Genomic DNA, 13,553 nt, shown 5'->3' with positions numbered 1-13,553 from the left:
CCCGGATCGCGCGGGACGGTAAGGGGACGGGCGGAGGAAGGGAGAACAGGCCGTGATCGTCGGACTGATCGTCGCCAGCGAGGTCGGCTTCTGGGTGGTGTTGCTCGGCGGCCTGTGTGTGCGGTACGTCCTGCGGAAGCCGCGGGCGGGGGCGGCGCTGCTGGCCTGTGTCCCGCTGCTGGACGTGGTGCTGCTGGTCGCCACCGTGATCGATCTGCGGCGGGGCGCCGAGCCGTCGACGGCGCACGGGCTGGCCGCGGTCTACCTCGGCTTCTCCGTCGCGTACGGGCATTACATGATCACGTGGGCGGACGGGCGCTTCGCGCACCGGTTCGCGGGCGGGCCGCCCCCGGTCAAGCCGCCGAAATACGGCGTGGCGCGGGTGCGGCACGAGTGGCGGCTGTGGCGGATGACGCTGATCGCCGCGGCGATCGCGGTGGCCGTGCTGCAGATGTGCGTCTGGCTGATCGGCGACGGGGACAGCACCGGCTCGATGGTGGCGTGGCAGCTTCAGATGCTGAAGGTCGCGGGCATCCACCTGCTGATCGCCGTCGGCTACACCGTCTGGCCCCCGAAGGAGAAGACCAGGGCCGACGGAAGCGGTCGGCCCTGGTCCCTCACCAAGCGGTGATCAGCGGTTCTCGCCGGGCACCCACAGCACGTCCCCGACCTCCTTGTTGGCCACCCGGGCCAGGATGAACAACAGGTCGGAGAGACGGTTGAGATAGGTGGCGGTGAGCGGGTTCATGGACGCCGCGTACTCGGCGAGCGCCGTCCACGTGGAGCGCTCGGCCCGCCGTACGACGGTGCACGCCTGGTGCAGCAGGGCCGCACCGGGCGTGCCGCCGGGGAGGATGAAGCTGCGCAGCTTCTCCAGCCCTTCGAGGAAGAGGTCGCAGTCCGCCTCCAGCTTGTCGATGTAGCTCTGCTCGACGCGCAGCGGCGGGTGCGGGGGGTTCTCGACCACCGGGGTGGACAGGTCCGCGCCCACGTCGAACAGGTCGTTCTGGACGCGGACCAGCACCTTGACGATCTCCGGGGGCAGCGCCCCCAGCGCGATGGCCACCCCGATCGCCGCGTTCGCCTCGTTCGCGTCGGCGTACGCGGCGATCCGCAGGTCGGTCTTGTCGGTGCGGCTCATGTCGCCGAGGGTCGTGGTGCCCGTGTCCCCGGTACGCGTATAGATGCGGGTGAGTCTGACCATGTGTCCGAGCCTACGCGCGGGGGGCCGGAGAACAGGCCCTACGCCCCGGCCTTGCGGAACACCCGGGTGCCGACCGTCATGGAGACGGCGCACAGGGCGAGCCCGACCAGCGCGCCGAGGCCGACGGTGTCCCAGGTGTAGTCCCCGACATACGCGGCGCGCACCGCGTCCACGAGGTAGCGGAACGGCACGCAGCGCGAGACGGTGTCCAGCCAGCCCGGCGCCAGGGCCATCGGCAGCAGGACGCCGGAGAGCAGCATCGCGGGCATGTTGACGGTGCTGATGACCGGGGCGAAGCCCTGCGGGCTGTCGACCCGCATGGCCAGGGCGTACGACAGCGAGGCCAGCGAGATGGTGAGCAGGCCGACGAAGACGAAGCCGACAGCCACCCCGAGCACCGGCGCGCGCAGCCCCAGGGCGACGCCGACGATCACCAGGACCAGCGACTGGACCAGCAGCTGGACCACGTCCTTGAGCGCCCGGCCCAGCAGCAGCGCGAGCCGGCTGACCGGGGTGACCCGCATCCGCTCGATCACCCCGAACTGCTTCTCGACGAGGATGCCGAAGCCCGCGAACGCGGCGCTGAACAGGCCGAGCTGGATGAGCAGTCCGGGGACCAGCGTCTGCCAGGAGTCGCCCTCGCCGCCGAGCGGGACGTCGTGCAGCAGCGGGCCGAAGAAGACGAGGTAGAACATGGGCTGCAGCAGCCCGAAGACCACGCCGACCTTGGAGTTCACGGCCTGGCGCAGATAGCGGCCGAAGATCAGGCCGGTGTCGGAGAGCAGGTTGGTCACGGCGGAGGACTCCTGGGGTCGCCAGGCGGTGCGGGGGACGGTGTCGGGGGAGCTGTTGCGGGTGATGTCGGGCTGGGCCACGGCGGAGGGCTCCTGGGCGGCTAGATGGCGATGGGGGCGGGGGCGGCGTCGGTGTCGGGCTGTGCGGCGCCGCGCCCGGTGATGGCGATGAAGGCGTCCTGGAGGGTGGCGTCGGGCGACCCGCCGTACTCGGCCTTGAGGGCGGCGGCGGTGCCTTCGGCGACCACCGTGCCGCGGTCGACGATGACGAGCCGGTCGGCGAGCGCTTCCGCCTCGTCGAGGTAGTGGGTGGTCAGAAAGACCGTCATGGCGTGTCCGGATGAGCGTGTCCCGGGGCGCTGCGCGGGCTGGACCGAGGAGCCGCGCAGTGACGAAGGAGCGCGCAGCCGGCGGATCAGGTCCCACAGGTCGGCCCGGCTGCCCGGGTCGAGCCCGGTGGACGGCTCGTCGAGGAAGAGGACCGCGGGCCGGTGGATGAGGCCCATGGCGATGTCGAGGCGGCGCCGCTGCCCGCCGGACAGGGCGCCGCACTTGCGGTCCAGCAGCTCGGTGAGGCCGAGCTCGGCGGCGAGTTCCTCGGCGCGGGCGGCCGCCTCCGCCTTGCCGAGCCGGTACAGGCGCCCCTGGGTGACGAGTTCCTCGCGGACGGAGACGGACGGGTCGACGCCGCCGGACTGGGCGACGTACCCGATGTTCCGCCGCACCCCCGCCGGGTCGCGGGCGAGGTCGCAGCCGGCGACGGTCGCGGCCCCGCCGGTGGGGGTGAGCAGCGTGGTGAGCATGCGCAGGGTCGTGGTCTTGCCCGCGCCGTTGGGGCCGAGGAAGCCGAGGATCTCGCCCGGCTGGACGGTGAGATCGATGCCGCGGACGGCCTCGACGGGGCCGTGCTTGGTCTGGAAGGTCCGGGCGAGCCCGGCCGTGCTGATGACAGGCATGCACATAGAAAAGCAGGGACACTTAAATTTTGCAATGACCCCAAAAATGCTGCCGTCTCAAAAATGCAGTGGTCCCATCGAAGCTAGGATGAGGGCATGACGGAAGGGCTCAGGGAGCGGAAGAAGCGGCAGGTCAAGCAGCGCATCTCGGACATGGCCACCGCGCTCTTCCTGGAGCACGGCTTCGATGCGGTCACCATCGCCGCGGTCGCCGAGGTCGCCGACGTCTCGGTCAACACCGTCTACAACTACTTCCCCGCCAAGGAGGACCTCTTCTTCGACCGCGAGGAGGAGGTCGTCGAGCGCTCCTCGCTGCTCGTCCGCGAGCGCGCGGCGGGCGTTTCCGCGGCGCGGGCGGTGCTGGACCGGCTCCGGCAGGACATCGCGGAGCGGGACCCGTACGCCGGGATGGACGCGGGCTACCCGCGCTTCATGAAGGTCGTCCAGGACTCGCCGACGCTGATGGCCCGGCTGCTGCGGATGCAGGGCCGGACCGTCGACCGGCTCGCCGCCACCCTGCGCGAGGAGACCGGTGCCGCCCCCGACGACCCGACGCCCGAGTTCATCGCCCACCAACTCGTCGGCGCGCAGAACGCCGTGCACCGCAGCATCGGGCGCGCCCAGGCCGCGGGCGGCACCCCGGAGCAGATCTCCGTGGAGTTGCTGCGGCAGATCGACGTCATGGAGTCGCTCCTCAGCGAGAGCGTTCTCAACTATGCGGTGAAGAACACACCGTGACGCGCCTTACTAGGGGCTGCCACAAGGGGTGAACGGGCGTTAAGGTCCGGCCAACGGCGTCAGTTACGCAACGTACGAAACGGATGAAGGGATGTAGTCGTGGCCAGGAAGCTCGCGGTCATCGGGGCCGGACTCATGGGATCCGGCATCGCGCAGGTCTCCGCCCAGGCGGGCTGGGACGTCGTGCTCCGTGACGTGACCGACGAGGCGCTGCGCCGCGGCACCGACGCCATCCGTGCCTCGTACGAGAAGTTCGTCAGCAAAGGCAAGCTGGACGCCGAGGCCGCCGAGCGGGCCCTGGCGCGCATCACCACCACGACCGACCTGGACGCCGCCGCCGACGCCGATGTCGTCGTGGAGGCCGTCTTCGAGAAGATCGAGGTCAAGCGCGAGATCTTCCGCACCCTCGACGGCCTGGTCAAGGATGAGACCATCCTCGCCTCCAATACCTCCGCGATCCCCATCACCAAGATCGCGGCGGCCACCGAGCGCCCCGAGCGGGTCGTGGGCACCCACTTCTTCTCGCCCGTGCCGATGATGCAGCTCTGCGAGCTGGTGCGCGGCTACAAGACCAGCGACGAAACCCTCGCCGCCGCACGGGAGTTCGCCGAGGGCGTCGGCAAGACCTGTATCGTCGTCAACCGCGACGTCGCGGGGTTCGTCACCACCCGTCTGATCTCCGCGCTCGTCGTCGAGGCGGCCAAGCTGTACGAGTCCGGGGTGGCCACCGCCGAGGACATCGACACCGCGTGCAAGCTGGGCTTCGGCCATGCGATGGGACCCCTCGCGACGGCCGACCTGACCGGCGTGGACATCCTGCTGCACGCCACGGAGAACATCTACACCGAGTCCCAGGACGAGAAGTTCGCGCCGCCGGAGATCATGCGCCGCATGGTCGACGCCGGGGACATCGGACGGAAGAGCGGCGGCGGGTTCTACCGCTACTGACCCGGTCCGCCCGCACGGCGATCCTGTCCCTGTTGCGCATCTCAAACGCAATCAGGGGCAGGTGCACCCTTGCGGGTGAATTCGGTATCGGTTCGCTTACAAGCGGCAACTTCACCGCATGAGACACAGTCAGTTCGGTAGACCAGATTGACTCATGGGAGACAGGGGGCACCTCGCAGCGACAGCTGGGGGAGCGCCACATTGGGGAGCGCATATGCACATCAGGGGCGACCACGCCGAGCTCGTCGTCGGGGGCCGACTCGACGTCCGGAGCGCGGCGGACGCCCGTACGGCCTTGCACACCGCGCTGGAATCCGGCGGTGGGGACCTCGTACTCGACCTGACCGAGCTCGACTCCTGGGATGCCACCGGGCTCGGCGTGATCATGGGAGCGCACCGGAAGGCCGGCCGAGCGGGCCGCCGACTGGTACTGCGCGGGGTGCCGCCCCAGATGCAGCGGCTGCTGGTGGCCACGAGGCTGCACCGGATCCTGGCCATCGAGGGCGGGCTCGAAGCGGAGTCGCTGCCGCGCGTGTGAGCACGGGCCGCCACATGGCGCGGAAGTCGGGGCGTGCTGGTGGTGGGTGTGTCGCTGCCGCGCGTGTGAGCGCGGCGCGCGGCCTTCCGGGGCGGCGCGAGGCCCCTTCCCGTCGGTGGATACTGTGGGGAGATCTAGGGTTCGGTAACTCCGCCGGACATCATTCCCTTCGGCGGGCACCGCACCGGAAGCGACGGCAAGGCGAGCGTGCGGACAGGCCGGAAGCTTGGACAGTACGCCACGCACCTGGGGGGCTTTCACCATGGATCCGACGAACCGCGGACCCGAAGAGCACGGCCGCGACACCCCGACCCCGCACCCGGCGGAGGGCGGCGGCCAGGCGCCCGCGCCCGTGCGCACGGTCCAGCTGGTCTCCGGCGACTACCTGCTGACCATCAACCCGGTCGACGGCAGCGAGATAGAGCCCTGCCCGCCCGGCCGGCGGCCCACCCGCCCCGAGCGCCGCGGCCCCGACGAGCGCACCGAGCTGCGCCGGGCCGCCGCGCCGCCGCTGCCCGCGGGCGCGGTGGCCTTCGAGGTGCCGATGCTGGAGCGCGAGGACGAGCGCGAGCGCCTGGCGCGGCTGCTCGCCCGCGGCCGGTCGGTGCGGGTCACCGGGCCCTCCGGCGCGGGCCGCAGCACCCTGCTCGACGCCGTCGCCGCGGACTGCGAGGACTTGGCGCCCGACGGGGTCGTACGCCTCTCCGGCTACCGCCGCACCGCCACCGACCTGCTGTACGAGCTGTACGCCGCCGTCTACCGCGCCCCCCTGTACCGCCCCGGCCGTGCGGAGCTGCTGGCGGCGGTCGCGGAGGTCGGCGCGGTCGTCGTGCTGGACGACATCGAGTTCGGCGGCGCCGCGCTGGACGAGTTCCTGGACGCGATGCCCGAATGCGCCTTCTTGATCTCGGCCACCCCCGCCGTCGCGGCCCCCTCCACCGAGTCGCACCTCGAAGAGGTCTTTCTCTCCGGACTGAGCCGCACCGGGTCCCTGGAGCTGCTCGAACGGGCCGTACGGCGCCCCTTGGAGGAGGACGAGCGGAGCTGGGCCGCGGACCTGTGGTTCGAGTCCGAGGGGCTGCCGCTGCGGTTCATCCAGGCGGGAGCGCTGCTGCGGCAGCGCGACGCGCTACGGGGCGAGGGCCGGCCTGCCGGGGCGTCGGGCTCGGCTGAGGCTTCCGGCTTTGCCGAGGCCTCCGGCTCGGCCGAGGACCTGGCCGCGGCGGGCGGCGCCGCCGCCGAGGCGGGCGTGCGGGACAGCACCCCGTTGCCGACGCTCGCCGAGGGCGCGGCCCCCGTCGCGCTGATCGCCTCCCGGCTGAGCGAGGCGGCCCGCGACACCCTGCGGTTCGCGGTCGCGCTCGGCGGCGAGTGCCCGCACCAGACGCATCTGCCCGCGCTGGCCGGGGACACCCACGCCGACACGGCGCTCGGCGAGCTGATCGCCGGCGGGCTGGTCACGCCCGCGGGACCGCACTACCGGCTGGCGGTCGGCGTGGCCGACCAACTCGCCGCCGACGGCTACGCGGACCGGACGGCCGAGCGGGCGGGCGCCGTCGCCCGGCACTACGCCTGGTGGGCCGGCCACCCCTCGGTCGCCCCGGAACGGGTCGCCGTCGAGGCCGACGCGATCCTCACCGCGATGGCCGCCCTGGTCGCCGCCCGCGAGGCGGGCCGCGCCGAGACCGCCGTACTGCTGGCCCGCAGCGCCACCCCCGCCTTCGCCGCCGCGCTCCACTGGGGCGCCTGGGAGCGCGCCCTGCGCCGGGGGCAGGAGGCCGCACGGCTGGCCGGGCAGGTCGCGGAGGAGGCCTACTTCCACCACGAGCTGGGCGTCCTCGCGCTGTGCACGGGCAGCCTCGACCGGGCGCGGGCCGAGCTGGAGGCGTCCATCGGGCTGCGCGGCGTACTGGCCGACAAGCGCGGCACGGTCGCGGGCCGACGTGCCCTGGCCCTGGTCACAGACCGCTCCGGCGGCCCGGCGGCCCCCGGCGTCTTCGCCGCGCCCGGCGGCCGTACGACGGCGGGCGAGGAGGTCGCGGAAGCGCGCCACGACGAGTCGGCCTCCCCGCCCGGCGGGGTGCCCGCGGGGCGGCAGGATCCGGCCGACACGGAGATCACGGTCATCACGCCGCGGGTCGAGACGACCGAGCGCCTCAGCGGCGTCGACGTGCTCGCCGCGATCGGCACCGGCGGCGGCACGGGTGGCGGCGCGAGCGGCAAGGCCGGTGCGGGCGGCGCCGGCGGTCTCGGCGGCCAAGGCGGTGGCCGGCGTGGTGGCCAGGGCGGCGGCAGGACCCCGCTCGGCCGCCGCCTCGCGGCGCTCACCGGCGCCCGGCGCAACCTGGTCGCGGCGGGTGCGGGCGCTTTGCTCGTGGCCGTCCTCGGCACGGTGGTGACGCTCGGCATCACCGCGGGCGACGGGGACAAGGGCTCCGCCGACACCGTCAGGCCCGGCGAGTCGTCCTCCCGTAAGGCCGACGACAAGGGGGTGACCGCCGAAGAGCCCACGAGCGGCGTGGGCGAGAGCCAGCAGCCGGGCCCCAGCGGCGTCCCCGGGGCGCCCACGTCCCCCTCCACGCTCGTCAGCGGCTCGCCCAGCAGCTCCGAGAGCCCGGCCGCCCCGTCGTCCAGCGGTGAGGCGTCGCCGACGGCCAAGCCGACGACCCCGTCCTCGTCCGGGTCCACCACGCACACCCCGACCCACCGCCCGACGACGCCGCCGACCACCCCGCCGCCGACCACCACCACCAAGCCGCCCACCAACCCGACGACCACCCCGCCCACCAGCTCCACCACGAGCCCCGGAGGCGACACCACGAACACGGCCAGCGGCCCGGCGAGCACGGCGAGCAGCTCCGCGTCCACCGCCCCGACCTCGTCGGCCTCTTCTATGAGTGTGCCGACGTAAACGCACCCGACACAGCACGCGGCCCGATACAGCACGCGGCGCGGCCCGGCGATGCCGGACCGCGCCGCGCGGCGTACCGGGCCTCGGAACAGCCGGGCCTCAGAACAGCCGCAGCTTGTCGTCCTCGATGCCGCGCAGCGCGTCGTAGTCCAGGACGGCGCAGCCGATGCCGCGGTCCGTGGCGAGCACCCGCGCCTGGGGCTTGATCTCCTGCGCCGCGAAGATCCCCTTCACCGGGGCCAGATGCGGATCGCGGTTGAGCAGTTCGAGATAGCGGGTGAGCTGCTCCACACCGTCGATCTCCCCGCGCCGCTTGATCTCCACCGCGACGGTGCCGCCGTCGGCGTCCCGGCAGAGAATGTCCACGGGGCCAATGGCAGTGGGGTATTCACGCCGAATAAGCGTCCAGCCATCGCCAAGTGTCTCGATGCGATCGGCCAGCAACTCCTGGAGATGGGCTTCCACGCCGTCCTTGATCAGACCGGGGTCCACCCCGAGTTCATGCGAGGAGTCGTGCAGCACTTCCTCCATGGTGATGATGAGCTTCTCGCCCGCTTTGTTCACCACCGTCCACACATCGCCGTCACCTTCCTTGAGGGTGCACGGCGGAGACATCCAGTTGAGGGGTTTGTAGGCCCTGTCGTCCGCGTGGATGGAGACACTGCCGTCGGCCTTGATCAGGATCAGACGGGGTGCCGAGGGGAGGTGGGCGGTGAGCCGGCCGGCGTAGTCCACGGAGCAGCGGGCGATGACGAGACGCATGGTCGGCAACGCTACTCGACGGCGGGTGGCCTACGCGATTCGTCCGACGGCGGACCCCTACAGGGGTGGCTGGTTGTGCACGCATTCTCCTGGTGCGGCCACAGTGGCCGAATTACCGTTGAAGCGGGCGGTCGTCACGCGGGTACGCTCCGTCGCCGTCCGCTCATCCGTCCCTGACCCCCGTCATGGGGGTCGCGAGAGGAGAATCCATGTCGCTCGACGTCTCACCGGCCCTCCTGGCACAGGCCGAGCGAGGCGAGGTCGACGAAGCCGACTTCGTCGACTGCGTCCGGAACTCCCTACCTTATGCATGGGAGATGATCAGCTCTCTGGTGGCCCAGTTGAAGGTCGACGGCGGGGAATTCGCCGACAACCAGACACCGCCGCCGGACGAGCAGGCCCGCGGTCAGCTGCTGCGGGCACTCGCGAGCGACGCGATACGAGGCGCGTTACAGCGCCACTTCGGGGTGCGGTTGGCCTTCCAGAACTGCCACCGGGTGGCGGTGTTCCCGTTGGACGCGTCGGCCGACCAGAGACTGGCCCGCTTCACCTCGCCGCGCGGGCAGCTGCTGAACCAGTCACCCGAGCTGCGCGACTGCTGACCCGACTGTCCGCTGCCGCTCCACGAGGGGGAGGTGTCTTGAGCGCGCAGGACTTCGGCACAGGAGGTCTTCAGCGCAGGAGCGGCAGCACTTCGGCGCCCAGCCGGCGCACATTTTCCTCCGTGGCCGCCAGATCTCCCGAGCCCTCGACCAGCAGGGCGAAGCGGCGGATGCCGGTGCGCTCCGCCGTCGCCGCCAGCCGGTCCGCGCACAGCCGCGGCGGCCCGACCGGGTGCAGCCCGCACAGCAGCTCGGCGTAGGCGAGCGGATCGCGCATCCGGCGCGGTCTTCCGTCCACCGTCACATGCGCGTCAAGCCCCTGGCGCAGCCAGCCGGGCATGGCCTTGACGAGGGTCTCCGCCGCAACGGGGCGCGCGTCCGCGATCTGCACCACCCCCGCCGAGACATGCTCTTCCGCCACCGTCGCGACCTCCTCCGGGGAGCGGCCCGCGGCCAGCGCGGATTCTCGCCACAGCCCGACCGCCTCGGCTTTCTCATCGTCGCCACAGTGCATCCCCAGCATCATGGGCAACCCGCGCTCGGCGGCCAGCCGCACGCTGCCCGGTGAGGTACAGGCCACGATCACCGGGGGACCGGCCGCCGCCCGCCCGCCCGGCGTCTCGCCGCCCAGTGCCTGGTCGGGGCGTGGCACGACCGGCACCTCGCGGAAGACGAACCGGTCCCCGGCCGCGCCCACCCGAGGCTCGCGCAGCCAGCGCAGCAGCAGGTCCAGCGACTCGGGGAAGTCCCGCTCGTACGCCCGCAGGCCCGTGCCGAACACCTCCAGGTCCACCCAGGGGCCGCCCCGGCCGACGCCCAGCGTGAAGCGCCCCCCGGAGACGAGGTGGAGCAGCGCGGCCTGCTCACCCAGCGCGACGGGATGCGCGGTCGGCAGCACACTCACGGCCGTGCCGACGCCTATCGCGCGCGTACGGCCGAGCAGCAGCGCGGCGAGCGTGACCGCGGACGGACAGACGCCGTACGGAACGAAGTGGTGCTCCGCGAGCCACACCGCGTCCAGCCCCGCCTCTTCGGAGAGTTGTGCGGACCGTACCGCCCGGTGCAGCGCCTCCCCCTGGCCCTGACCCGGGAATTGAGCGGCGAGGATGAAAGCCCCCACACGCATTGCCATCTGCCTCCTCTTGCGGCCATCGCCGCCACGGGCGCCCTCCCCCGTATAGGCATTAACGCCTGACACGTGCCAAGGGCACGGCCTGGCAAGAAGTTTTCATGATGATCGGAGGACGGTTGTGGACGCGGCTTTTTGGGACCGTGACGGTAACGCGTACGCTGGTCACAGCCAGTAGCTCCCAGCGTCCTTCGAGGTGCCCCGTGTCTCCACGCCGAAACCGCCCGCGAGGCGGCGAGAACCCGATCGGCAGCCCAGACGAAGACCGCGCGGACCGCTATGGGCTGGAGACGACGCAGAACTGGCGGGACGAGGAGTGGGTGGTGCGCCAGGTCGGCGGTGACGCCGCCGCCAAGCACTACCGCTGCCCGGGCTGCGACCAGGAGATCCCGCCCGGTGTGCCGCATATCGTCGCCTGGCAGCAGCACAGCGGCGTGGACGACCGCCGCCACTGGCACAAGTCCTGCTGGAACGCGAGAGACCGCCGGAGCGCGAAGCTCCAGCGGTCCCGTAACGCACCGAAGTATTAGCCGAAGTGTTAACCGACGTATTAGCCGAGGTATCAGCGGATCCCGCAGGGCATCGGCCTGTTACCCGCGGCTGTCACCCGCGGCTGTCACCCGCGGCTGTCACCCGCGGCTGTCACACCCGCGGCTGTCACCCGCGCTGTCACACGTCGCGCTTCTCCAGCAGCGCGTACGCCGCGATGAGCGCCGCGGCGGTGACCCCGGCCAGCAGCCCCAGCTGCGACCAGCCGGTCCCGAGCTCATCGTCGATCTGGAAGAGCGCGGCCAGCGAGTTGGGCGAGGAGTACTTCTGCATCTTCTCGCCCAGCGTCTGCAGGCTGCTCGACATCATCAGGAAGGCGGGGAGGATCGCGGGGAGCAGCACCACACCGAGCATCGCGGTGATCGCGCCGGCGGAGTGCCGCAGCATGCTGCCGACCGCGAGCGAGAGCAGCCCGAGCAGCGAGACGTACAGCCCGGCGCCCATGGTCGCCCCGAGCATCTGCTTGCCGGTCGGCTCCGTGACCTCCGCCCCGCTGTGCATCCCCGTGCTCGCCAAGGCCACCAGCCCGAGCGCGGCGGTCGTGGTCACGAAGGACACCAGGAAGAAGACGAGGGCCTTCGCGGTGAGCACACGCGAGCGCTGCGGCGAGGCGGTGAAGGTCGTGCGGATCATCCCGGTGCCGTACTCGGAAGTGACGACGAGCACACCGAGCGTGACGATGCACAGCTGGCCGAGCAGCGTGCCGAACAGGCCGGGGATGGTGGTGGGGGTGGTGGAGTAGTCGCTGTCCTTGGTGCCCGAGGCCACCAGCAGCCCGATGCCGACGACCAGCGCGCCCATGACGCTCAGCGTCCAGATCGTCGAACGCACCGACTTGATCTTGGTCCACTCGGAGGCGATCGCGTGCCCCAGGTGCGTACGCCGGATCGGGATCGGCGAGGTGTACCCGGCGGGGGCGTAGGACTGCTGCGGCGCGCCCTGCATGCCCGGCTGCTGCGCCGGCTGGTGGGGTGCCTGCTGCGGCGCGGCCGGCATGCCCGGCGCACCCGGCACGCCCTGGTGCTGGGGTGCCTGCTGGGGCGGCTGGGGCGGGGCGGACGGCTGGGCAGCCTGGGCCTGTGGCTGGTAAGGGGTCGTCATCGGGCGTCCTCGCTGTCGCGCTTGTTCATGTCGGCGGTGGCCGGCGCGGCGGCCGGAGCGGGGGGAGCGGCCGGCGGCTGCGCCGGGGCGGCGGGCTGCTGCGGCGTGCCCTGCCCGACGAAGGGCTGCTGCGGCTGCCAGGGGGCCTGCCCCGGAGCGGGCTGGCCGGGCGCGGGCTGACCCGGGGCGGACTGACCCGGGGCGAACTGGCCCTGGGGCGCGGGCGGCGGGTTGTAGCCCGGCATGGCGCCCGCGGGCGGGTAGCCGCCGGGCGCGCCGCCCGCGTTCGGCGGGGCGTAGCCGTACGGCCCGCCCTGCGGGGCCATGCCCGGTGCGGCCTCCTGTAGCCCCGCCCGCTGGTCGGCGGTCGAGCGGTAGTCCACGGCGCCCTGCGTCATCCGCATGTACGCCTCTTCCAGCGACGCCTGATGCGGGGAGAGCTCCCACAGGCGGACGTCGGCCCCATGGGCCAGGTCGCTGATCCGCGGCAGCGGCAGCCCGGTCACCCGCAGCGCGCCGTCCTGCTCCGGCAGCACCTGGCCGCCCGCCTCGCTCAGCGCGGCGGTCAGCTTCTCGCGCTGGTCCGTCTCCCCGTCGGGCGTGCGGACCCGCGCGAAGTCCGCGGAGTTGTAGGAGATGAAGTCCTTGACGCTCATGTCGGCGAGCAGCTGCCCGCGCCCGATGACGATCAGGCGGTCGGCGGTCAGCGCCATCTCGCTCATCAGGTGGCTGGAGACGAAGACCGTACGGCCCTCGGACGCCAGCTGCTTCATGAGGTTGCGGACCCACAGGATGCCCTCCGGGTCCAGGCCGTTGACCGGCTCGTCGAAGAGCAGCACCTGCGGGTCGCCCAGCAGCGCGGCCGCGATACCCAGGCGCTGCCCCATGCCCAGCGAGAACCCCTTGGAGCGCTTCTTCGCGACGCTCTGGAGCCCGACCACGCCCAGCACCTCGTCGACCCGGCGGGCCGGAATGCCGGACAGCTGGGCCAGGCACAGCAGGTGCTGGCGGGCGCTGCGCCCGCCGTGCACGGCTTTCGCGTCGAGGAGCGCACCCACCTGACGCGGGGCGTTGGGCAGCCGGCGGAAGGGGTAGCCGCCCACCGTGACATGGCCCGCGGTGGGCTCGTCGAGCCCCAGGATCATGCGCATCGTCGTCGATTTGCCGGATCCGTTGGGTCCCAGGAAGCCGGTGACAGCGCCTGGCCGCACCTGGAACGACAGGTTGTACACGGCCGTCTTGGCGCCGTAGCGCTTCGTCAGGCCGACTGCCTCGATCATGCTCCGCCCCTCGTGCGATGCGTCCGGGGCGTTGTCCCCGT

The 13,553-nt window shown here is 72.2% G+C and carries 14 protein-coding genes; 7 read left to right on the top strand and 7 right to left on the bottom strand.

Translation table 11 applies throughout. The features are described from left to right. Positions 1-52 precede the first annotated feature (52 nt). The gene (locus tag ACWY4P_RS17685; RefSeq protein ID WP_456211507.1) at positions 53-631 is read left to right on the top strand and encodes a hypothetical protein; all 579 of its coding nucleotides are present in this window, start codon (positions 53-55) and stop codon (positions 629-631) included. On the opposite strand, the gene ACWY4P_RS17680 is transcribed toward ACWY4P_RS17685, so the two are convergent. The 3 genes from ACWY4P_RS17680 to ACWY4P_RS17670 form a co-directional block, all read right to left on the bottom strand. Further along, positions 632-1,204, bottom strand: coding sequence for a cob(I)yrinic acid a,c-diamide adenosyltransferase (locus ACWY4P_RS17680; protein WP_456211506.1), 573 nt, complete (start codon positions 1,202-1,204; stop codon positions 632-634). 38 nt (positions 1,205-1,242) lie between these two features. Beyond that, positions 1,243-1,998: an ABC transporter permease gene (locus ACWY4P_RS17675; RefSeq protein WP_456212958.1), complete on the bottom strand. Its 756-nt coding sequence runs from the start codon at positions 1,996-1,998 to the stop codon at positions 1,243-1,245. Between the two features lie 101 nt (positions 1,999-2,099). Further along, positions 2,100-2,954, bottom strand: coding sequence for an ABC transporter ATP-binding protein (locus tag ACWY4P_RS17670; protein ID WP_456211505.1), 855 nt, complete (start codon positions 2,952-2,954; stop codon positions 2,100-2,102). A gap of 96 nt (positions 2,955-3,050) precedes the next feature. Here ACWY4P_RS17670 and ACWY4P_RS17665 point away from each other — a divergent pair, with 96 nt between their 5' ends. From ACWY4P_RS17665 to ACWY4P_RS17650, 4 genes are all read left to right on the top strand, one after another. Further along, entirely contained in the window at positions 3,051-3,692 is a 642-nt protein-coding gene (locus ACWY4P_RS17665; protein WP_456211504.1) for a TetR/AcrR family transcriptional regulator, read from the top strand. Positions 3,693-3,791: 99 nt separating this feature from the next. Beyond that, positions 3,792-4,640, top strand: a complete 849-nt coding sequence (locus tag ACWY4P_RS17660; protein ID WP_456211503.1) for a 3-hydroxyacyl-CoA dehydrogenase family protein — start codon at positions 3,792-3,794, stop codon at positions 4,638-4,640. Positions 4,641-4,854: 214 nt separating this feature from the next. Continuing rightward, positions 4,855-5,178 (top strand): STAS domain-containing protein, encoded by a 324-nt coding sequence (locus ACWY4P_RS17655; RefSeq protein WP_398531296.1) that lies wholly within the window; start codon positions 4,855-4,857, stop codon positions 5,176-5,178. Positions 5,179-5,440: 262 nt separating this feature from the next. Then, positions 5,441-8,089: an ATP-binding protein gene (locus ACWY4P_RS17650; RefSeq protein ID WP_456211502.1), complete on the top strand. Its 2,649-nt coding sequence runs from the start codon at positions 5,441-5,443 to the stop codon at positions 8,087-8,089. A 99-nt stretch (positions 8,090-8,188) separates the two neighbouring features. Here ACWY4P_RS17650 and nucS read toward each other — a convergent pair whose 3' ends face one another. Beyond that, positions 8,189-8,851, bottom strand: a complete 663-nt coding sequence (nucS, locus tag ACWY4P_RS17645) for an endonuclease NucS (RefSeq protein ID WP_456211501.1) — start codon at positions 8,849-8,851, stop codon at positions 8,189-8,191. A gap of 209 nt (positions 8,852-9,060) precedes the next feature. Here nucS and ACWY4P_RS17640 point away from each other — a divergent pair, with 209 nt between their 5' ends. After that, positions 9,061-9,453 carry an SCO5389 family protein gene (locus ACWY4P_RS17640; protein WP_456211500.1) on the top strand — a complete coding sequence of 131 codons (393 nt, stop codon included), beginning with the start codon at positions 9,061-9,063 and terminating at the stop codon, positions 9,451-9,453. 70 nt (positions 9,454-9,523) lie between these two features. Here ACWY4P_RS17640 and ACWY4P_RS17635 read toward each other — a convergent pair whose 3' ends face one another. After that, positions 9,524-10,579 (bottom strand): LLM class flavin-dependent oxidoreductase, encoded by a 1,056-nt coding sequence (locus ACWY4P_RS17635; protein WP_456212957.1) that lies wholly within the window; start codon positions 10,577-10,579, stop codon positions 9,524-9,526. A 206-nt stretch (positions 10,580-10,785) separates the two neighbouring features. Here ACWY4P_RS17635 and ACWY4P_RS17630 point away from each other — a divergent pair, with 206 nt between their 5' ends. Beyond that, the gene (locus ACWY4P_RS17630; RefSeq protein ID WP_456211499.1) at positions 10,786-11,112 is read left to right on the top strand and encodes an ATP/GTP-binding protein; all 327 of its coding nucleotides are present in this window, start codon (positions 10,786-10,788) and stop codon (positions 11,110-11,112) included. A gap of 139 nt (positions 11,113-11,251) precedes the next feature. Here ACWY4P_RS17630 and ACWY4P_RS17625 read toward each other — a convergent pair whose 3' ends face one another. Both ACWY4P_RS17625 and ACWY4P_RS17620 read right to left on the bottom strand, forming a co-directional pair. Continuing rightward, positions 11,252-12,232 (bottom strand): ABC transporter permease subunit, encoded by a 981-nt coding sequence (locus ACWY4P_RS17625; RefSeq protein WP_456211498.1) that lies wholly within the window; start codon positions 12,230-12,232, stop codon positions 11,252-11,254. Continuing rightward, positions 12,229-13,512, bottom strand: a complete 1,284-nt coding sequence (locus tag ACWY4P_RS17620) for an ATP-binding cassette domain-containing protein (protein ID WP_456211497.1) — start codon at positions 13,510-13,512, stop codon at positions 12,229-12,231. The genes ACWY4P_RS17625 and ACWY4P_RS17620 overlap by 4 nt, the downstream gene beginning before the upstream one ends. Positions 13,513-13,553 lie beyond the last annotated feature (41 nt).

Source organism: Streptomyces sp. LZ34, from assembly GCF_053890475.1.
The sequence above is the reverse complement of the archived record's forward strand: the minus strand, read 5'-3'. Positions and strand labels throughout refer to the sequence as shown.

What these genes read in the sequence shown, in the direction of transcription:
- ACWY4P_RS17680 (WP_456211506.1), bottom strand. Translation starts at nt 1,204, where the DNA reads ATGGTCAGACTCACCCGCATCTATACGCGTACCGGGGACACGGGCACC.
- ACWY4P_RS17670 (WP_456211505.1), bottom strand. Translation starts at nt 2,954, where the DNA reads ATGCCTGTCATCAGCACGGCCGGGCTCGCCCGGACCTTCCAGACCAAG.
- ACWY4P_RS17665 (WP_456211504.1), top strand. Translation starts at nt 3,051, where the DNA reads ATGACGGAAGGGCTCAGGGAGCGGAAGAAGCGGCAGGTCAAGCAGCGC.
- ACWY4P_RS17655 (WP_398531296.1), top strand. Translation starts at nt 4,855, where the DNA reads ATGCACATCAGGGGCGACCACGCCGAGCTCGTCGTCGGGGGCCGACTC.
- ACWY4P_RS17650 (WP_456211502.1), top strand. Translation starts at nt 5,441, where the DNA reads ATGGATCCGACGAACCGCGGACCCGAAGAGCACGGCCGCGACACCCCG.
- nucS (WP_456211501.1), bottom strand. Translation starts at nt 8,851, where the DNA reads ATGCGTCTCGTCATCGCCCGCTGCTCCGTGGACTACGCCGGCCGGCTC.
- ACWY4P_RS17640 (WP_456211500.1), top strand. Translation starts at nt 9,061, where the DNA reads ATGTCGCTCGACGTCTCACCGGCCCTCCTGGCACAGGCCGAGCGAGGC.
- ACWY4P_RS17635 (WP_456212957.1), bottom strand. Translation starts at nt 10,579, where the DNA reads ATGCGTGTGGGGGCTTTCATCCTCGCCGCTCAATTCCCGGGTCAGGGC.
- ACWY4P_RS17625 (WP_456211498.1), bottom strand. Translation starts at nt 12,232, where the DNA reads ATGACGACCCCTTACCAGCCACAGGCCCAGGCTGCCCAGCCGTCCGCC.
- ACWY4P_RS17620 (WP_456211497.1), bottom strand. Translation starts at nt 13,512, where the DNA reads ATGATCGAGGCAGTCGGCCTGACGAAGCGCTACGGCGCCAAGACGGCC.